Annotated in this window: 15 protein-coding genes and 3 tRNA genes; 7 read left to right on the top strand and 11 right to left on the bottom strand. The window is 71.3% G+C overall.

Annotated features, from left to right (window positions below; translation table 11 throughout):
* Positions 1 to 32: 32 nt before the first annotated feature.
* The gene (locus NFR49_RS01345; RefSeq protein ID WP_251157900.1) at positions 33 to 707 is read right to left on the bottom strand and encodes a DUF1287 domain-containing protein; all 675 of its coding nucleotides are present in this window, start codon (positions 705 to 707) and stop codon (positions 33 to 35) included.
* A 73-nt stretch (positions 708 to 780) separates the two neighbouring features.
* Here NFR49_RS01345 and NFR49_RS01340 point away from each other — a divergent pair.
* A tRNA-Ala gene (locus NFR49_RS01340) sits at positions 781 to 856 on the top strand.
* 44 nt (positions 857 to 900) lie between these two features.
* Positions 901 to 976, top strand: a tRNA-Ile gene (locus NFR49_RS01335).
* A 385-nt stretch (positions 977 to 1,361) separates the two neighbouring features.
* Here the strand turns inward: NFR49_RS01335 and NFR49_RS01330 are convergent.
* The 3 genes from NFR49_RS01330 to NFR49_RS01320 are packed head-to-tail and all read right to left on the bottom strand — an operon-like array spanning position 1,362 to position 6,122.
* Complete coding sequence (locus NFR49_RS01330; RefSeq protein WP_251157899.1) at positions 1,362 to 3,206, bottom strand: ABC transporter ATP-binding protein; 1,845 nt, start codon at positions 3,204 to 3,206, stop codon at positions 1,362 to 1,364.
* A complete protein-coding gene (locus tag NFR49_RS01325; RefSeq protein WP_251157898.1) occupies positions 3,196 to 5,559 on the bottom strand; it encodes an ABC transporter ATP-binding protein in 2,364 nt (787 codons plus the stop codon). The genes NFR49_RS01330 and NFR49_RS01325 overlap by 11 nt, the downstream gene beginning before the upstream one ends.
* The gene (locus NFR49_RS01320) at positions 5,556 to 6,122 is read right to left on the bottom strand and encodes a MarR family winged helix-turn-helix transcriptional regulator (RefSeq protein ID WP_251157897.1); all 567 of its coding nucleotides are present in this window, start codon (positions 6,120 to 6,122) and stop codon (positions 5,556 to 5,558) included. Before NFR49_RS01320 ends, NFR49_RS01325 begins: the two co-directional genes overlap by 4 nt.
* Before the next feature lie 187 nt (positions 6,123 to 6,309).
* On the opposite strand from NFR49_RS01320, the gene rpmB reads away from it, so the two are divergent.
* Entirely contained in the window at positions 6,310 to 6,507 is a 198-nt protein-coding gene (rpmB, locus tag NFR49_RS01315; RefSeq protein ID WP_135977496.1) for a 50S ribosomal protein L28, read from the top strand.
* 244 nt (positions 6,508 to 6,751) lie between these two features.
* Here rpmB and NFR49_RS01310 read toward each other — a convergent pair.
* Positions 6,752 to 6,828 (bottom strand) — tRNA-Pro (locus tag NFR49_RS01310).
* A gap of 155 nt (positions 6,829 to 6,983) precedes the next feature.
* On the opposite strand from NFR49_RS01310, the gene NFR49_RS01305 reads away from it, so the two are divergent.
* Together NFR49_RS01305 and NFR49_RS01300 are read left to right on the top strand one after the other, a co-directional pair.
* Positions 6,984 to 8,270: a Y-family DNA polymerase gene (locus NFR49_RS01305; protein WP_251157896.1), complete on the top strand. Its 1,287-nt coding sequence runs from the start codon at positions 6,984 to 6,986 to the stop codon at positions 8,268 to 8,270.
* Positions 8,263 to 8,460: a hypothetical protein gene (locus NFR49_RS01300; protein WP_251157895.1), complete on the top strand. Its 198-nt coding sequence runs from the start codon at positions 8,263 to 8,265 to the stop codon at positions 8,458 to 8,460. Before NFR49_RS01305 ends, NFR49_RS01300 begins: the two co-directional genes overlap by 8 nt.
* Positions 8,461 to 8,883: 423 nt before the next feature.
* Here the strand turns inward: NFR49_RS01300 and NFR49_RS01295 are convergent, their stop codons facing one another.
* Entirely contained in the window at positions 8,884 to 9,456 is a 573-nt protein-coding gene (locus NFR49_RS01295) for a cysteine hydrolase family protein (protein WP_251157894.1), read from the bottom strand.
* A gap of 102 nt (positions 9,457 to 9,558) precedes the next feature.
* On the opposite strand from NFR49_RS01295, the gene NFR49_RS01290 reads away from it, so the two are divergent.
* Positions 9,559 to 9,915: a hypothetical protein gene (locus tag NFR49_RS01290; RefSeq protein ID WP_251157893.1), complete on the top strand. Its 357-nt coding sequence runs from the start codon at positions 9,559 to 9,561 to the stop codon at positions 9,913 to 9,915.
* A 93-nt stretch (positions 9,916 to 10,008) separates the two neighbouring features.
* Complete coding sequence (locus tag NFR49_RS01285; protein ID WP_251157892.1) at positions 10,009 to 10,776, top strand: YczE/YyaS/YitT family protein; 768 nt, start codon at positions 10,009 to 10,011, stop codon at positions 10,774 to 10,776.
* Between the two features lie 43 nt (positions 10,777 to 10,819).
* Here NFR49_RS01285 and NFR49_RS01280 read toward each other — a convergent pair whose 3' ends face one another.
* Genes NFR49_RS01280 through coaBC form a run of 5 tightly spaced genes read right to left on the bottom strand, consistent with a single transcriptional unit; the run spans position 10,820 to position 18,150 of the window.
* A complete protein-coding gene (locus NFR49_RS01280) occupies positions 10,820 to 12,583 on the bottom strand; it encodes an ABC transporter ATP-binding protein (protein WP_251157891.1) in 1,764 nt (587 codons plus the stop codon).
* Positions 12,580 to 14,316: an ABC transporter ATP-binding protein gene (locus NFR49_RS01275; protein ID WP_251157890.1), complete on the bottom strand. Its 1,737-nt coding sequence runs from the start codon at positions 14,314 to 14,316 to the stop codon at positions 12,580 to 12,582. The genes NFR49_RS01280 and NFR49_RS01275 overlap by 4 nt, the downstream gene beginning before the upstream one ends.
* A gap of 3 nt (positions 14,317 to 14,319) precedes the next feature.
* Complete coding sequence (locus NFR49_RS01270) at positions 14,320 to 16,119, bottom strand: ABC-F family ATP-binding cassette domain-containing protein (protein ID WP_251157889.1); 1,800 nt, start codon at positions 16,117 to 16,119, stop codon at positions 14,320 to 14,322.
* Between the two features lie 4 nt (positions 16,120 to 16,123).
* Entirely contained in the window at positions 16,124 to 16,960 is an 837-nt protein-coding gene (locus tag NFR49_RS01265; RefSeq protein ID WP_251158909.1) for a deoxyribonuclease IV, read from the bottom strand.
* Positions 16,960 to 18,150 (bottom strand): bifunctional phosphopantothenoylcysteine decarboxylase/phosphopantothenate--cysteine ligase CoaBC, encoded by a 1,191-nt coding sequence (gene coaBC, locus NFR49_RS01260; protein ID WP_251157888.1) that lies wholly within the window; start codon positions 18,148 to 18,150, stop codon positions 16,960 to 16,962. The genes NFR49_RS01265 and coaBC overlap by 1 nt, the downstream gene beginning before the upstream one ends.
* Between the last annotated feature and the right edge of the window lie 8 nt (positions 18,151 to 18,158).

Here is an 18,158-nt window from a genome sequence, read left to right as displayed (position 1 = left end):
CCACCCTTCCGGCCCCGTTCGGCCGGGCGGCCTCAGAGCCTGAAATGCCCCACAAGGTCGGCGCGGGAGGCCAGGACGTCCTCCTCGAAGGAGCGCTGCAGCGGGCCCTCGTGGTGGATGAGGTAGGGCACGCCGTCCCCGTCGCGGACATCGGAGACGACCGCCACGTGGTCGGCGAACACGGCGATGTCCCCCGCACGCCACGCGGCGGCGTCGCGGGGGTCGAGCGTCAGCGAGGCCGCATGGCGCCCCAGGTAGACGGCGACGTTCCTCACCCGCCGGTAGTCGATGGCCCGGTCCGGCTCCACCACGCCGTAGGCCCCGGGGGCGGCGCGGATGTCCTCGTCCACGAGGGATTGCAGGTCCCACCCGGCGCCCTTGAGGGCGGCGGCGAGGAGGTCGGTGCACACGCCCCGGCCGTCCGTGGGCGGGCCGCCCTCGTAGTAGGCGCTCCCGTAACGGGGGCGCGTGGCCGTGTAGGCGCGGGCCGAGGCGACGATGTCCTCGGGGTCGGGCACGCCGTCGCCGTCCCGGTCGCCTGCGGCCCCGTCTCCTCCGACGAAGTCGGATTCGGGCAGCCCGCGGGCCGGGGTCGGGTCCGGTCCGAGCGCGAGGGGCCAGAGCACCCAGGCGGCGACGGCGACCACGACGGCGCACAGGGCGACGATGGCCCGTGTCTTGCCTGGTGAGAGGGGCTGTTTTGACATCGTGACCCAATCGGCGAAAAAAGTGCTTGCGGAGGCCTCGGCTTCTGCTATAGTTATCGACGCACCAACCCACGGGGATATAGCTCAGCTGGGAGAGCGCATGACTGGCAGTCATGAGGTCAGGGGTTCGATCCCCCTTATCTCCACCACATGATACAGGGCGGCGGCCTCGGTCGCCGCCCTTTTCTGTATCGGGCCTATAGCATAACGGTCAATGCAGAGGACTCATAATCCTTGGAGTGTAGGTTCGAATCCTACTGGGCCCACCAACCTCCAACTGTGCGAACCCCCTCGCCCGGCGCGTCTGAGCAGGGGGTTCGCTGTGTCTCGCCGACGGGTTCCGACCATGGGGCCTGGATTCCTGCCCCCCTCGGGCCCGACCATGGGGCCTGGAGCCCTTCCGGCCCGTCGAAACGCCCCCGATGCGCGGCTCCCCGCCGAAAGGCGGTGGATGCGCGGCCCGGCCGCGGCGAGAGGCCCCCGATGCGCGTTCTGAACCCGAAACCGCGCATCGGGGGCGCTTCGCCGAGGACAAACCGCGCACTCGCCTGCCCTCGCCGGGCGGTCGCGCACCCAGGACCTCTCGCCGCGGGGCGGGGGCGCATCCGAGGGCCCTCGCCGCATGCCGCGCCCTCATCACCGCAGGCCGCGCCCCTAGTCGCACCCCTCGAACTGCGAGTTGTAGAGCCTGGCGTAGACGCCGTCCTTCGCGAGGAGCTCCCTGTGGGTGCCCTGCTCCACCACGTCGCCGTGCTCCAACACCAGGATGTTGTCGGCGTTACGGATGGTCGAGAGCCGGTGGGCCACCACGAAGCTCGTGCGGCCGGCCATGAGCCGGTCCATGGCCTCCTGGATGAGCACCTCGGTCCGCGTGTCCACGTTGGAGGTGGCCTCGTCGAGGATGAGGACGGGGCGGTCGGCGAGCACGGCCCGCGCGATGGTCACCAGCTGGCGCTGGCCCTGGGAGAGGTTGGTGCCCTCCTCGTTGACCATGAAGTCGTAGCCGCCGTCCAGGGTGTTGACGAAGTGGTCGCACCGAGCGATGCGCGCGGCCTCCTCCACCTCCCCGTCGGTGGCGTCGAGCCGGCCGAACCGAATGTTCTCGCGGATGGTGCCCTTGAAGAGCCAGGAGTCCTGCAGCACCATGGCGAAGTTCCCGCGGAGGTCGGGGCGCGACCAGCGCCTCACGTCGAGCCCGTCGACCCGGACCACTCCCCCGTCGACGTCGTAGAAGCGCAGCATGAGCTTCATGAGCGTGGACTTGCCGGCGCCGGTGGGGCCCACGATGGCCACGGTCTGGCCGGGGTCCGCCGAGAAGGACAGGCCGCGGATCACGGGCTCGTCGGCCTTGTAGCCGAAGACCACGTCGTCGAAGGCCACCGAGCCGTCGCGCGACGCGGGGCGCTCGGGGCGCTCGGGCTCGGACTCCGCGGGGGCGTCGAGGAACTCGAAGACGCGCTCGGCGGCCGCGGCCATGGACTGCAGCATGTTGCCGACGTTGGCCAGCTGCGAGATGGGCTGGGTGAAGTTGCGGACGTACTGCATGAAGGCCTGGATGTCGCCGATGGAGATGGTGCCGGCCGCGGCGAGGCCCGCGCCCACGACCACGACGCCCACATAGCCCATGTTGGACACCAGGTTCATGAGGGGCTGCATGAGGCCGGAGAGGAACTGGCTGCGCCAGGCGCTGTCGTAGAGGCCCTCGTTGGCGGCGTCGAACTCCTCCACGGACGCCTGCCGGCGGCTGAAGGCCTGGATGACCATCTGGCCGGCGAAGTCCTCCTCGACGATGCCGTTGACCGCGCCGAGGGTGCGCTGCTGCTGCACGAAGTAGCGCTGGGAGAAGTGGACCACCACGAGGACCACCACGAGGGCGAGGGGCAGGCAGAGGAACGTCACGCCGGCCATGACCGGCGAGATGGAGACCATCATGGCGGCGACGCCCACGACCTGGGTGACCGAGGTCACCATCTGGGACAGCGACTGGTTGAGCGAGGCACCCAGCGTGTCGACGTCGTTGGTGATGCGGGAGAGCACGTCGCCCTTGGAGTGGTCGTCGAAGTAGCCGAGGGGCACCTGGGAGATGCGCTCGGCGATGTCGGAGCGCAGGCGGTAGCAGACCTTCTGCGAGACGCCGGTGAGCAGGATTCCCTGCACGGCGGAGCAGCCGGCGGAGGCCAGGTAGAGGCCCAGCAGGAAGAGGGCCGTGCGGCCGATCCAGGCGAAGTCGATGCCGCCGGTGCCGCCGACCTTGGCCACGAGGCCCTCGAAGAGCTTCGTCGTGATCCGGCCGAGGACGTCGGGGCCCACGACGTTGAAGGCCACGGACGCGACGGCGAAGAGCAGGGCGAGCACGAGCGCGGCGATGTGGGGCCGGGCGTAGGAGACGAGCCGGCGAAGGGTGCCACCCAGGTCCTTGGCCTTCTCGCCGGAGCCGCGGTGGCGGCCGGGGCCTCCCATGGGGCCGCGGGCCATGGCGGGGGCGCGGTTATCGGCCATTGTCGGCCACCTCCTCGGGGTCGTCGTGGGCGGGGGCGTCGTCGTCCACCAGGCCGTTGGCGCGGGCCTCGGTGAGGTCGAGCTCCTCGTCGGAGAGCTGGCTGCGCGCTATCTCCAGGTAGGTGGGGCAGGCGGCGAGCAGCTCCTCGTGGGTTCCGCGGCCCACGAGGGTGCCGCGGTCGAGGACGAGAATCTCGTCGGCGTGCATGATCGTGGCCACGCGCTGGGCCACGACGACCACCGCGGCCCCGCGCACCTGGGACGCCAGCGCGTCGCGCAGGCGGGCGTCCGTGGCGTAGTCGAGGGCCGAGAAGGAGTCGTCGAACACGAGGACCTCGGGCCTGCGTGCCAGGGCACGGGCGATGGAGAGGCGCTGGCGCTGACCGCCCGAGACCGAGGTGCCGCCCTGGGCCACGGGCGTGTCGATGCCCTCGGGCAGCTGGTCCACGAACTCGGCCGACTGCGACACCTCGAGCGCCCAGCGGAGGTCCTCGTCGGTGGCGTCGGGCGCGCCGAAGAGCAGGTTGCTGCGGATGGTGCCGGAGAACAGCAGGCCCTGCTGCGGCACGTAGCCGATGCGGCAGCGCAGGTCGTCGAGGGCCATGTCGCGCACGTCCACGCCGTCGAGCGACACGGTGCCCTCGGTGGCGTCGAAGAACCGCGGCACGAGCTTCACGAGCGTGGTCTTGCCCGAGCCCGTGGAGCCGATGATGGCCGTGGTGCGGCCGGGCTGCGTCCTGAAGCTCACGGAGGCCACCACGGGGTCGGCGGCGTCGGGATAGCGGAAGGTGACGTCGTCGAAGACGAGCTCGCCGACGGGCGCCCCCTCGGGCACGGGGACGGGGTCTGCCGGGTCTGTGACCAGGGGCTCGCAGTCGAGCACCTCGTCGATGCGCACGGCCGAGACCTCGGCGCGCGGCAGCATGACGGCCACCATGGCGAGGATCATGAACGCCATGACGATCTGCACGCTGTAGGAGATGAACGCCATCATGGTGCCCACCTGCATGGTGCCGTCGTCCACGGCGAAGCCGCCGAACCAGACGATGGAGAGGGCCATGAGGTTCATGAGCAGCATGATCGCCGGCATGAGCAGGCTCATGGAGCGGTTGGTGAACAGCTGGGTCTCCTTGAGCTCGGTGTTGGCCTCGTCGAAGCGCTCGAGCTCGTAGGCCTCGCGGCCGAACGCACGCACCGGCATGAGGCCGTCGAGCATGTTGCGCGACACCAGGTTGAGGCGGTCCACCAGCGACTGCATGCGGCGGAACTTGGGCATGGTGAGGCCCATGAGCACGCCGACGACGGCCAGCAGCACGAGGAGCGCCACGGCGATGATCCACTCGAGGCCGCTCCTGGTGGCACACACCTGGACGAAGGCGACAATGCCCATGATGGGCGCCAGGAGGATCATGCGGAGCATCATGACCACGACCATCTGCACCTGCTGCACGTCGTTGGTGCAACGGGTGATGAGCGACGACGGCGAGAAGCGGTCCACGTCGTAGGGCGTGAGGTCCATGACCTTGGAGAAGAGGCGGTGGCGCAGGTCGCGGGCCACGGACGCGGCGGTGCGGCTGGCGATGAGACCCACGGCCACGGTGGTGGCGAGGGTCGCCGCGCAGAGCCCGAACATCACGAGCGCGGTACGGGCGAGGTAGTCGGAGCGCACCCGGTCGAGGTCCACGCCCTGCGAGCCGTAGACGGAGCGCACGTAGTCCACAGCGCGCTGGGACGTCATGGACCCGGCCATGGCGCCCATGGCGTCCGACATGGCGTCGGCGGCGTCCACGAGCTGCGCGCGGTCCACGAGGCCCGCGTCGTAGAGCGCACGGACCACGTCCATGGTGAGCCTGCCGTCGGAGGCGGCGAGCGCCCGCTGCACGGCGGCGAGCCTCTCGCGACCCTGGGGCGTGGCGGCGAGTTTAACTGCCTGGGGCGACGACCCCATGTCCTCGAAGGACGCCGCGCCCTCCATCTTGGAGGGGTCGATGCCCTGCCCCAACGAGAGGGCCACGCACTCGGGGAGCGCCATGGCCTCCCCCACCTCGCCGTCGTCGGCCGCCTGGGCCTCCGTGCCGGTGTAGGCGCGGATGCCGTCGGCGTCGGGCTCGCCGTAGATGCTCTCCACGAGGGCGGCGTGGGGCTCGGCCATGAACATCTCGAGGTCGGCGAGGTCCCGCTCGGAGATGGTGCGGGGCACGGGGCCCTCGATGCCGCCCTGCTGCACGCCGACGTCGATGATGTCGCTCATGTAGCCGGGCAGCGCCAGCTCCAGGTTGGCCTGGACCACGAGGAGCGCGATGCAGAGCGCCACGGCGAGGCCGTGGCCCTTGAGGAACCGGAACACCCTCATGACCCGCACCTCCCCTGCCGCTGCTGTGCCTGCTGCCGCTGGGCCTGCTGCCATTGGGCGTCTCCGAGCACGGCGACGATGCGCCCGAGTATGCGCACGAGCTCGCGGGAGTCCTCCTCGCCGAGGGCGTTGAGGAGGTCGGCCGTGCGCCGGGCGAGCGCCTCGTTCATGCGGGCGTCGACCTCGCGGCCCTTCTCGGTGAGGCGCACCTCCACGCGGCGGCGGTCGCCTGCGGAGGGGCCGCGCTCCACGAGACCCTCCCGCTCGAGGGCCGAGAGGATGTTGGAGACCCGCGCCGGGGTCAGGCCGAGCTGACGGGCGAAGAGCGACGGGCTGGCGCAGCCGCCCTCGTCGGACAGCACTCCGAGAAGGCCGATGCACCCGCGGCCGGCGTCCTCGAGGCGCAGGCCGTGGCCGTCGAGGTGCGCCAGCGGCGGCTTCACGAGCCGCCTCGCGGCGAACGCCTCCTCCAGGAACCGGCCCGCGAGCTCGCGTATCGCCTCGGGGACCGGCTCGCCGGGCGGCGTGGCGCAGGTACCATGGGATTCCTCCATGGGCTCCATGGCTCTCCTTTCTGCCGGAAACATTTTCCAGCAGAAATTATTTGTCCCATGGGACCGCCGGTCAAGGAGGAGATGAAGAAACGCACAGACCGTGTACGTTCGTTGCACGTCGGGGGGCCTGTGCTATATTTGGACAGCTGTTGCATGTAGGCGTGCGCAATGGCGCCCGCGTAATGGAGGAAAACAAATGTCGAAGGTCTGCGAAATCTGCGGTAAGCACCCGGTTGCTGGTCATTCCATCAGCCACTCCCACCGCGTCACCAATCGTAAGTTCCGCCCCAACATCCAGCGCGTCACCGTCTTCAAGAACGGTCACAAGCGCAAGATGAACGTCTGCACCCGCTGCCTCAAGAAGGGCAACCTCGCCCGCTCTGCCGCTCAGTAAGGCGCGAGACATCTACGCGGCGTCGCACGCGATCGGCGACTCGGACCCCCTGGTTCCACGGAACCAGGGGGTCTTTTCCTGTCGACAGGATGGGCGACAAGCGCCGCCGCCCCACCCCGGGACGGCGGCGCTTTCATGGACTGGTATTGCGGTATTTTGCGACCACCTTTGCGACCATTTTGCGACCATTTTGCGACCAAAAGAAAACAGGCCACCGGGTTACCCCGATGACCTGCGATTTCACTGGTCGGGTGGACTGGATTCGAACCAGCGACCCCTTGACCCCCAGTCAAGTGCGCTACCAAACTGCGCCACCACCCGTTCTTGCTGCCCGCGGGCAACAGAGAGAACTCTACCACCCCGCCGGGGGCCGTGCAAGCGAGATCGTCAGGTTTCTCGGACATCGGTCGACGGTGCCCCGTCCCCATATCAGAACATCTGTTCTATACTGGGGAGGCGGGAGCGAGGAGGAGCCCATGGACCAGTCTGCCAGAACCTACGCATGCATAGACCTCAAGAGCTTCTACGCGTCGGTGGAGTGCGCCGACCGCGGCCTCGACCCCATGTCAACGCGCCTCGTGGTGGCGGACCCCTCCCGCAGCCGGGGCACCATCTGCCTCGCGGTCTCCCCCGCCCTGCGGGCCCTCGGCATGCCGTCGCGCTGCCGCCTCTTCCAGGTGCCGGCGGCCCTCCGCCCCGTCGTGGCCCCGCCGCGCATGGCGCTCTACATGGAGACCGCGGCGGACATCTACGGCATCTACCTGCGCCACATCGCACCGAAGGACATGCACGTCTACTCCGTGGACGAGGTCTTCCTCGACCTCACCCAGTACCTCCCCTACTACGGCGTGAGCGCCCGCGAGCTCGTGCGCGGCCTCATGGACGAGGTGCGGCGCGAGAAGGGCGTCTACGCCACGGCCGGCATAGGCCCCAACCTCTTCGTGGCCAAGGCCGCCCTGGACGTGGAGGCCAAGCACGACCCCGACTGCATCGCCGAGCTCGACGAGGAGTCGTTCCGCCAGCACCTGTGGTTCCACCGCCCCATCACCGACATCTGGGGCATAGGCCCCAACATCGCCCGGCGGCTGGCCGCGCGGGACATCCACGACCTCGCCGGCATCTGCGCCGCCCCGGAGGCGGACCTCTACGGGGAGTTCGGCCGGAACGCCGAGTACCTCATCGACCATGCCTGGGGCCAGGAGCCTGTCACCATGGCCCAGATCAAGGCCCACGTCCCCAGGTCGCGCTCCCTCTGCACGGGTCAGGTGCTGTCGCGCCCCTACTCGTTCGCCGAGACGCGGACGGTCCTCCGCGAGATGGCGGGCGACCTCGCCCTGGACCTCGTGGAGAAGGAGCTCTCCTGCGGCAGCCTCTCCCTCTCCGTGGGCTACCAGGAGCCCCGTGGGCGCGCGCCGTCCCGCCGCGGCCGACCGGGGTCTCGGGCCTCCACGTCGCGCCGGCTGGCGGCGCCGGCCTGCACGCCGGAGTCGCTGGTGCCGCTCGTCCTGGAGCTCCACGGCGCCGTCGCGGACCCGGGGCGCGCCGTGCGGCGGCTGTCGCTGTCGGCGGGGCACCTCCGGTGCCTCGGGGAGGCCCAGCTGCGGCTGCCCCTCGAGGAGGGAGGGGCGGCCATGGAGCTCTCCCGCACGGTCAATGCCATCCGCCGGCGCTTCGGGGTCAACGCCGTGGTGCCGGGCGCGTCGCTGCGCGGCGAGGCCACGGGGCGCGAGCGGCACTGCCAGATAGGGGGCCACCATGCCTGAGGGTGACGACCGCCGCCGGGCGCTTGTCGCGCGCATCGCGGCCAAGGCGGCCGCCGCCCCCCACGTGGCCCACGACCATGCCGACCGCGCGTCGCAGTTCCTGCCCTTCGCCGCCCTGGCGGGCTACGAGGAGGCCCTGCGGGAGCGGGAGCGCCAGAACCCTTGGGTCCCTCGGGAGCCGCCGGGCTGACGGCACGGGCCCATCCGGGCGCCGGGCCGGGACGCCGGCCCAGAGCGCCCCGTCGGCACAAAAAAGAGGCCTTCGCCTCGGCGAAGGCCTCAAAGCATCGGGATGCTCATGGATTATCACCTGATGGGGGACGAAAGTTTACTGCTCCTCGATGAGCGCGCGGACGTTCTCGCGGTAGAGCTCGGGGACCTCGGAAAGACGGGTGATGTTGCCTCGGATCATGTCGGCCCAATACCTGACCATACGACCTCCTCTGTCGTGACTTCGGGCTGCCGCTCTCGGCGCCCCTTCATGCGGCTGAACGGTTTACAAAACGCACCGTTCCCGCGTTGGGAGAAGTATAGCCACCGTCCCTCATTTTTAGACCATGGAGGCACATATATGTCAGTCCCGCCGCCGCCTTGCCGCGGCACCCCCGCAAGGCTAGGCCGGGATGTCGCCCGCGAGGCGCTCCCTGAACTCGTCGAGGGACACGACGTCCGAGCCGTAGCAGCGCCTGAAGTACTCCAGTGCGCCGGCCTCGGAGCCCACGAGGGTGCTGCGGCAGGCGTCGGCCACCACGAGGGAGTCATAACCCAGGAAGTAGGCGTCGGCGAGGGTGTGGAGCACGCAGATGTTGCTGTCGAACCCGATGGCCACCACGCGGTCGCAACCGAGCTCGCGCAGGGTGAGGTCGAGGTCGGTCTGGAAGAAGCCGGAGTATCGGCGCTTCTCGATGACGAGGTCGCGGTCGCAGGGCCCGAGGCACGCCGCCGGCCGGGCACCCGCGGAGCCCGCGACGCCGTGCTCGCCCCAGAGCTCCAGCTCGCGGTCGAGGCCCGGCACGTGGGCGTCGTCGAGGAAGATCACGGGGATGCCGCATGCGCGGCACGCCCCCACGACCTCTGCGCAGGCGGAGGCGAAGGCGTCAAGGGCGGGGTCGGCCTCGCGGCCCTCCACGGTGGCCTCGAGCACGTCGACGACGAGCAGGGCGGTCTTTCCCGGTTCCACAAGCATGGGGGCTCCTCGGACGAAGGTGTCTTTAAGCTATGATAGCCCAGCGTCCCGGCGGCCCCCCGCCCGCACGCCCGAGAAGCACCCCGCCCGAAGGAAGGTCCCATGGGTCGCGTCCTGCTCGCCTGCCTCGTCCCGCTCCTGCTCGCCTGCCTGGCGTTCGCCCTGGCCTTCACCGGTGCCGCCGCGCAGGTGGGCGCCGCGGCCACCGTGCTGCTCGTGGTGGCCGGCGGCCTGTTCGCCGCCGCCTGCTTCAAGGCCATCGGCGCCGCCATCCACGGGAGCTTCGCCAGGACCCTCGAGGGCCGCGGGGAGCCCATGCCCGTCTCCCCCGAGGAGGTGGCCCGCTCCCGTCGGCTCGCCGTGGCCCTCTCGGCCGCAGGCGCCGCCTGCCTCGTCGCCGCGTTCGCCGTGGCCGGCCCCGTGCTCGGGCGTCTCCTCATGGGCATCCTCAGCCTCTAGGGGACCCACCCCGCCGCCGGCCCGGAGTCCTTGAAAGCCCACCGGCTCCCGCGGTTATATAGACACCGGTGGGAACGGACGACGGGAGGCACCATGGGCGACGGGGGAACGGACGCGAGAAGACCGGGCAAGGGCGTGTTCGCCCGCGTGGCCCTCATGGTCGTGGGCGTGCTCCTCGTGGGCATGGCGGTGGCCCTCTCCAAGCACGCCCTCACGGGCACCACGCCCATCTCCGTGATCCCGGCCGTCGTCTACGACCTGCTGCGCGACAACGGCGTCACCACCGTCACCCTGGGCATGTGCTCCTTCGCCATGAACGCCGCCTGCCTCGTGGTGGAGCTCGTCCTCCTGCGCAGGCGCTTCCCCGTGGCCCAGCTGCTCCAGGTCCCCGTGGTGCTCCTCATGTCGGCCTCGGTGGACGTGTGGATGCTGCTCTTCGAAGCCATCCCCAACGACGTCTACCCCGTCCAGCTGCTCTGCACGGCGGTCTCCGTGGCCGTGCTCGCCCTGGGTGTCTACCTGCAGACCACGGCCGACGTCCTCATGACGCCGGGCGACGCCCTCGTGTCGGTGATCACACGCCTCACGGGCCGCACCTACCACAAGGTGAAGGTGGCCTTCGACGTCGTGCTCGTTGCCACCGGCGCCGTGCTCTCCCTGCTGTTCTTCGCGGAGCTGCGCGACGTCCGCGAGGGCACCGTGCTGGCGGCCGTGGGCACCGGCGTGGTGGTGGCCCTCTGGGCGAGGGTCTTCGCCCCCGTCATGCACAGGGTGCCCAAGGACCCGGTGCCCGGCATCCCCGCCGTGGTGCCCGAGGACCTGGACCGGAGCCTGGACGAGAACGGCGAGCGCGGCATGTGACGCCGCGGCCCCACGGCCCTGCGGCCGGGACGGCCGCCCTCCCCTACCCCTCGAACTGGCTCCGGTAGAGCTTGGCGTACTCGCCGCCCAGGGCGAGGAGCTCCTCGTGGGTGCCGCGCTCCACGATGGTGCCGCGGCCCATGACGAGGATCTGGTCGGCCGAGCGCACCGTGGACAGCCGGTGCGCCACCACGAGCGAGGTGCGCCCGGCCATCATGGCGTCGAAGGCCTCCTGCACGAGGGCCTCGGTGCGGGTGTCGATGGAGCTCGTGGCCTCGTCGAGCAGCAGGATGGGCGGGTCCACGAGCATCACCCGGGCGATGCAGAGCAGCTGCCGCTGCCCCTGGGACAGGCCGGCGCCGCCCTCGCCCACCACGGTGTCGTAGCCCTCGGGCATGCGCTCGATGAAGTCCGCAGCGAAGGCGCGCTCCGCGGCGGCCCTCACCTCCTCCCGGGTGGCGTCGGGCCGGCCGTAGGCGATGTTGTCGGCCACGGTGCCCTCGAAGAGCCAGGTGTCCTGCAGAACCATGCCGAAGGCCCGGCGCAGGCTCGCCCGCGTGAGGGAGCGGGTGTCGCGGCCGTCGACCCGGATGGTGCCGGAATCGGCGTCGTAGAAGCGGAGCAGCAGGTTGATGAGGGTGGTCTTGCCGCAGCCCGTGGGCCCCACCACCGCCACGCGCTCGCCGGGGTCGGCGTGCCAGGTGAGCCCCTCCAGGAGCGGCCTGCCCGGCTCGTAGCCGAACGACACGTCGGAGAAGCCCATCTCGCCCGCGGGGGCCTCGGGGAGCACGAGGGCGTCCGCGGGGTCGGGCTCCATCTCCGGCGCGTCGATGAGCGCGAAGAGCCGCCGCGCGCTGGCGAACGCCGTCTGCAGCTGGGTCATGACGCCGGAGATGTCGTTGAAGGGCTTGGTGTACTGGGTGGTGTAGGACAGGAAGCTCTGGACGCCGCCGATGGAGAGCGGCCCCGGGAACCCGGTGAGGCAGGCCCAGCAGCCGATGGCCGCCACCACGGCGTAGACCACGTTGTTGGCGAAGCGGGTGCCGGGGTTGGTGAGCGAGCCCGCGAACTGCGCCCGCTCGCCCACGGTGTAGAGGCGGTCGTTGAGGGCGGCGAAGCCCTCCTCGGCCTCCCCGGCGCGGCCGAAGGCCCAGAGAAGCCGCTGGTTGGAGACATGCTCCTCCACATAGCCGCCGAGGTCGCCCTGGATCTCCTGCTGGGCGGCGAAGCTCGTGTGCCCCACCTTGGCGATGAAGGCGGCCACGAGCACCGAGACGGGCGTGACCACCACAACGACCACGGCGATGGCGGGCGAGATCCAGAACATGAACGCCAGGGTGCCCACCACGGCCACCACGCCGCAGAAGAGCTGCTGGACGCCTTGGAGGAGGCCGTCGCCCACGGCGTCGGCGTCGTTGACCACGCGGGACATGAGGTCGCCGTGGGGGTGGTCGTCGATGTAGGAGACCGGGAGCCGGCGGAACTTGCCGTAGGCGGCGTCGCGGAGGTCGCGCACGGTCTCGTAGGTGAGGCGGCTCGTGGTGTAGCCCTGGAGCCACTGGAGCAGCGCCACGGCGGCCACCACGCAGGCGAGGCACACCATGAGCCACGCGAGGTCGCCCCAGGCCACCTGGCCCGGCCCCACGACGGCGTCGATGGCCAGGCCCACGAGCACCGGCACCGTGAGCGCCAGGCCCTGGGACCCCACGGCCGTGAGGAACGCGGCGGCCACGAGCCCGCGGTGGGGCCGCACGTAGGAGACGATGCGCGCGAGCACCTCGCGCGGGGCGGCGTCCTCCCACCTCATGCCAGCACCTCCTCGCGCTCGAGCTGGGACAGGCACGTCTCGCGGTAGACGGGGCACGTCTCCACGAGCTCGGCGTGGGTGCCGAGGCCGGCCACCCGGCCGCGGTCCAGCACGAGGATGCGGTCGGCATGGCGCACGGAGGCCACGCGTTGCGAGACGACGATGCGCGCCGGGCCGCCCTCCCAGGAGCCGAGGGCCACGCGGAGCCTGGCGTCGGTGGCGAAGTCCAGGGCCGAGGCGGCGTCGTCCATGACGAGCACCTGCGGCGAGCCCACGAGGGCGCGGGCGATGCAGAGGCGCTGGCGCTGGCCGCCGGAGAAGTTCCTGCCGCCGGCCTCCACCGGGGCGTCGAGCCCCTCGGGGCGCCCCCGCACGAAGTCGGCGGCCTGCGCCCGCTCGAGGGCCTCCCAGAGCTCGTCGTCGGTGGCAGACCCGTCGCGCCACAGCAGGTTGCCCCGTATGGTGCCGGACAGCAGCGCCGACTCCTGGGGGACGAACGACACCGCCGCCCGAAGCCCCGCGAAGGGCCACGCGCGCACGTCGGTGCCGAGCACGGACACCGAGCCGGACGAGACGTCGTAGAAGCGCCCCACGAGGTCGGCGAGGGTGGACTTGCCCGAGCCGGTGCCCCCGATGACGCCCAGGACCTCGCCGGGGCCGATCGACACCGTGACGCCGTCGAGGGCGGGCCTGCCGCCCCCGGGGCAGGTGAACGAGACGCCCTCGAAGGCCACGGCCGGGGCGCCCGCGACGGGCGCGGGCACGGGGCCGGCGGGGTCGCGCACGGCGGGCTCCCAGTCGAGCACCTCGGCCACGCGGCCGGCGGAGGCCTGGGCGCGGGTGAAGATGACCACGAGGTTGGCGATGTAGGCCACGGACACGAGCACCTGGTTCATGTAGCCGATGAGGGCCATGAGCTCGCCCTGCTCGAGGTCCCCGGCAAAGACCTGCCCGGCACCGAGCCAGAGGATGGCGCACACCCCCACGTTGAGGATGAGGAAGGTGGCGGGGTTGAGCAGCGCCGAGAGGCGACCGGCCGCGACGGCGTCGGCCGCCTGGTCGGCCGCGGCCCGCTCGAAGCGCCGCTCCTCGAACCCCTCGCGGGAGAAGGCGCGGACCACGCGCACGCCGGCCAGGGCCTCGCGCACGATGGTGCCGATACGGTCGAGCTTGGCCTGCATGGAGACGAAGTACGGGATGCTCCGGCGCATGACCAGGTAGAAAACCAGCAGCGTGGCCGGCAGGCACAGGCAGAAGACCGAGCCCAGCACGGGGTCGAGCGCCAGGGCGCACACGATGGCGCCCACGGCCAGCACCGGCCAGCGGATGACCTGGCGGATGAGCATGGCCACGGCCACCTGGAGCTGGTTGACGTCGTTGGTGATGCGGGTGATGAGCGACGGCGTGCCGAAGCGGTCCACGTCGGCGAAGGAGAAGCGGTTGACCGCGGCGAAGAGCTCGCGCCGGATGTCGGTGCCCATGCCCTGGCTCGCCAGGGACGCCATCTTCTGGCACACGAGCGTGAAGCCGAACCCGCAGAAGGCGAAGGCCACGAGGGCCACGGCCCCGCGGGTCACCACCGAGGCGTCCCCCCGCCGCACGCCCGAGTCGATCATCCAAGCGATGACCAGTGGCGTGAGCAGGTCGAACACCACCTCGAGCGTCTTCATGAGCGGGCCGAGCACCAGCCAGCGCCGGTAGGGGCCGAAGAACCTCCTCGCGAGCTCCGCCATGGCCTACTCCACGCCCAGGCGGTCGGCGAGCTCGAGCCACTCGTCCTCGAGGGACGAGATCTCCCCCCTCGCGGCGTCGAGGCGCCCCTGGAGCGCGCCGAGAGCCTCGTAGTCGCTGCCGTCGGCCGCCGCCATCTCGGCCTCGATGGCGGCCGGCTCGTCGCGGAGCCTCTCCAGGCGCCGCGCCACGGAGTCGAACCTCCGCTTGAGGTCGCGGCGCTCGGAGTTGGTCATGGCGCCGGGCGCGGCGGCCGCCTTGGGGGCGGCCTCGGGCCCGGAGGTGTCGAGGCTCCCGGTGCCGGCGTGGGGCAGGGCGAGGAACTGGTCCACGCCGCCGGGCATGTGGCGCAGGGTGCCGCCCACGATGGCGTACTGGTCGTCGGTGACGCGCTCCATGAGGTAGCGGTCGTGGGTCACGAGCAGCAGCGTGCCGGGCCACTCGTCGAGGAGCGACTCCATGACGGCGAGCATGTCGGTGTCGAGGTCGTTGCCCGGCTCGTCGAGCACCAGGACGTTGGGCTCCTCGAGCAGCACGCAGAGCAGCGCGAGGCGCCGGCGCTGGCCGCCCGAGAGGTCCTTGAGGCGCGTGAGCGTCTCCTTGGACTCGAACCCCAGGCTCTCCAGGAGCGACGTCGTGGACTGCTCCTTCCCGCCGATGACACAGGTGCGGCGGTACTGCCCGAGGAGGTCGGCCACGGTCCAGTCGCCCTTGTCGCCGAAGTTCTCGAGCTGCTGGTCCATGCGGCCGATGCGCACGGACTTGCCGCGCCTGACGGTGCCCGCCAGGGGGCGCAGGTTGCCGAGCACGGTCTCGAGCAGCGTGGTCTTCCCGGCGCCGTTGGCCCCCAGGATGCCGATGCGCTCGCCCGGGCCTATGAGCCAGTCGAGGCCGCTCACCACGGGCGCGGAGCCGGGGTGGCCGGCCGCGACCCCCTTGAGCTCGAAGACCTGCTTGCCGAGGCGCGCCACCGAGAGGCGCTTGAGCTCGAGCTCGTTGCGCAGGGGCGGGTCGTCGGCCACGAGGGCCAGGGCCTCCTTGATGCGGAACTTGGGCTTGGAGGAGCGCGCCTGGGCCCCGCGGGAGAGCCAGGCGAGCTCGCGGCGCAGCGTGTTCTGGCGGCGCTCCTCGGTCCTGCGGGCCTGGCGCTCGCGCTCCACGCGCTGCTGGATGTAGGCGGAGTAGCCGCCCTCGAACGGGTCGATGCGCCCGTCGTGCACCTCCCACATGGAGGTGCAGACCTCGTCGAGGAACCAGCGGTCGTGGGTCACGCAGAGCAGCGCCCCCTGGCCCTCGGGCCACCGGTGCCGCAGGTGGTCGGCGAGCCAGCGGATGCCCTCCATGTCGAGGTGGTTGGTGGGCTCGTCCATGAGCAGGACGTCCCAGCGCCCCACGAGCACGCGGGCGAGGTCCACGCGGCGGCGCTGGCCGCCCGAGAGGTGCCCCACCGTGTCGTCGAGGGGGATGCCTCCGAGTAGCGCCCCCGCGATCGAGCGGCAGGCGGGGTCGGACGCCCACTCGTAGCGGGGGACGTCGCCGAAGACGGCCTCGGCCACCGAGACGCCGTCGTCCAGGGCGTCCGCCTGGCCGAGCATGCCCACGGAGATGCCGTTGCGCCACGTCACGCGGCCGGAGTCTGGCTCCAGGGTCTTGTCGATGAGGCGCAGGAGGCTCGACTTGCCGTCGCCGTTGCGGCCCACGATGCCGCAGCGGTCGCCGGCGGCCACCGTCGCGGTCTGGTCCACGAGCACGCGCTTCCCGGGCCACTCGAGGCTCACGTCCTCGAGGCCGATGAGGATCTCCAAGGTGTCACGCCTCCTCGGCGGCGGCGCGGAGGACCGCGATCTCCTCGGCGTAGCCGGCCAGGTCGTTGGGGGTCTCCAGGATCATGGGCAGCCCCGCCAGGCGGGGCTCGCGCACCACGGCCTCGAAGAGGTCGAGCCCGATGGTGCCCAGGCCCAGGCGCTCGTGGCGGTCCTTGTGGGAGCCCACGGGGTTCTTGGAGTCGTTGAGGTGGAGCGCCATGAGGCGGTCGAGCCCCACCACGGAGTCGAACTCGTCGAGGACGGCGTCGAGGTCGGCCGCGACGTCGTAGCCGCCGTCGGAGACGTGGCAGGTGTCGAGGCACACGCCCACGAGCCCGTCAAGCTCCACGGCGTCGATGATGGCCGCGAGCTCCTCGAAGGAGCGGCCGAGCTCGGAGCCCTTGCCGGCCATGGTCTCGAGGAGCACCTTGGTGCCCTGGCCCTCGCGGAGCACGTCGTTGAGGCCCTCGGCCACGAGTTCCACGCCCCGCTCGGCGCCCTGGCCCACATGGGAGCCGGGATGGAAGTTGTAGAGGCACCCGGGGATGAGCTCGAGGCGCTCGATGTCCTCGGCCATGGTCTGCCGGGTGCGCTCCCGCACCTCGTCCTTGGCCGAGGCGAGGTTGTACACGTAGGGGGCGTGGGCCACGAGGGGGCCGAACCCGTTGTCGCCCATGACGGCGAGCAGGCCGTCCAGGTCCTCGCGGTCGAGGGCGCGCATGGCGCCCCCGCGCGGCGGCCGGGGGAAGAACGCGAAGGTGTCGGCCCCGATCTCGAGGGCCGTGGCCCCCATGGCGCGGTAGCCCTTGGTGGTGGAGAGGTGGCACCCGATGTACGGCATCACGCGGCACCCCCCTCGCGGCCGAGGTCGGCCTGGACGCGGTCCCAGATGGCCGAGGCCACCTCGGCCTTGGTCAGGGTGTCGAGCTCCTCGGCGCCGGCGGCGTCCACGAGCCACACGTGGTCGGTGTCGGAGCCGAAGGCGGAGTCTGGTCGGGAGACGTCGTTGGCCACGAGGAGGTCCACGCCCTTGGAGGCGAGCTTGGCCCGGGCGTTGTCGAGGAGGTCGCGGGTCTCGGCGGCGAAGCCCGCCACGTAGCCCACCTCCCCGGACGCCGCGAGGCCGGCCAGGATGTCGGCGGTCTCCACGAGCTCCACCGAGCCGAGACGGCCCTCGGCCTTCTTGAGCTTGTGGTCGGCGGGGGCGGCGGGGGTGTAGTCGGCCACGGCGGCGGCGCACACGGCGACGTCGGCCCAGGGGGCGCGTGCCATGACGGCGTCGCGCATGTCGGCTGCGGAGACCACGTCGACGCGCTCCACGCCCGCCGGGCTGGGAAGCGACGTGGGGCCTGAGACCAGGCACACCTCGGCACCGCGGCGCGCGGCCTCGGCCGCCACGGCATAGCCCATCTTGCCCGACGAGGCGTTGGCGATGTAGCGCACGGGGTCGATGGCCTCGTGGGTGGGCCCGGCGGTGACGAGCACGCGGGTCCCGGCGAGGGGGCGGTCGCGGAGCGCGAGCACGGCGGCCACGACGTCGTCCACGGGGGCGAGCTTGCCCTCCCCCACATCGCCGCAGGCCAGACGGCCCGAGACCGGCATGACCACCTCTGCGCCCCGGGAGCTCAGCGTGGCGACGTTGGCCTGGGTGGCCGGGTTCTGCCACATGTGCACGTTCATGGCCGGGGCCACGAGCACGGGGGCCGTGGTGGCGAGGGCCGCCGAGGTGAGGCAGTCGTCCGCGATGCCGCAGGCGAGCTTGGCGAGGACGTCGGCCGTGCAGGGACACACGAGGAAGGCGTCGGCCCACTCGCCGAGGTCGATGTGCGGGATGGGAGAGGGCGGCCAGTCGAAGACGTCCGTGGCCACGGGCACGGAGGTGAGCCCCTCGAAGGTGGCAGACCCCACGAAGCGCGTGGCGGCCTCGGTCATGGTCACCCGCACCTCGCAGCCCGCCTTCTGCAGGCCGCGGCACACCTCGGCGGCCTTGTAGGCGGCTATGCAGCCGGTGACGCCAAGAACAACGTTCATAGGATGGA

Source organism: Caniella muris (assembly GCF_943193035.1).
Classification (GTDB): domain Bacteria; phylum Actinomycetota; class Coriobacteriia; order Coriobacteriales; family Atopobiaceae; genus Granulimonas; species Granulimonas faecalis.
Note: the sequence above shows the minus strand (reverse complement) of the source record. Positions and strands in the feature narration are given on the sequence as shown.

Coding starts and splice junctions, on each gene's coding strand:
- NFR49_RS01285 (WP_251157892.1), top strand. CDS start 10,009: ATGGGCGACGGGGGAACGGACGCGAGAAGACCGGGCAAGGGCGTGTTC.
- NFR49_RS01295 (WP_251157894.1), bottom strand. CDS start 9,456: ATGCTTGTGGAACCGGGAAAGACCGCCCTGCTCGTCGTCGACGTGCTC.
- NFR49_RS01300 (WP_251157895.1), top strand. CDS start 8,263: ATGCCTGAGGGTGACGACCGCCGCCGGGCGCTTGTCGCGCGCATCGCG.
- NFR49_RS01280 (WP_251157891.1), bottom strand. CDS start 12,583: ATGAGGTGGGAGGACGCCGCCCCGCGCGAGGTGCTCGCGCGCATCGTC.
- NFR49_RS01265 (WP_251158909.1), bottom strand. CDS start 16,960: ATGCCGTACATCGGGTGCCACCTCTCCACCACCAAGGGCTACCGCGCC.
- rpmB (WP_135977496.1), top strand. CDS start 6,310: ATGTCGAAGGTCTGCGAAATCTGCGGTAAGCACCCGGTTGCTGGTCAT.
- NFR49_RS01305 (WP_251157896.1), top strand. CDS start 6,984: ATGGACCAGTCTGCCAGAACCTACGCATGCATAGACCTCAAGAGCTTC.
- NFR49_RS01330 (WP_251157899.1), bottom strand. CDS start 3,206: ATGGCCGATAACCGCGCCCCCGCCATGGCCCGCGGCCCCATGGGAGGC.
- NFR49_RS01320 (WP_251157897.1), bottom strand. CDS start 6,122: ATGGAGCCCATGGAGGAATCCCATGGTACCTGCGCCACGCCGCCCGGC.
- NFR49_RS01345 (WP_251157900.1), bottom strand. CDS start 707: ATGTCAAAACAGCCCCTCTCACCAGGCAAGACACGGGCCATCGTCGCC.
- coaBC (WP_251157888.1), bottom strand. CDS start 18,150: ATGAACGTTGTTCTTGGCGTCACCGGCTGCATAGCCGCCTACAAGGCC.
- NFR49_RS01290 (WP_251157893.1), top strand. CDS start 9,559: ATGGGTCGCGTCCTGCTCGCCTGCCTCGTCCCGCTCCTGCTCGCCTGC.
- NFR49_RS01325 (WP_251157898.1), bottom strand. CDS start 5,559: ATGAGGGTGTTCCGGTTCCTCAAGGGCCACGGCCTCGCCGTGGCGCTC.
- NFR49_RS01275 (WP_251157890.1), bottom strand. CDS start 14,316: ATGGCGGAGCTCGCGAGGAGGTTCTTCGGCCCCTACCGGCGCTGGCTG.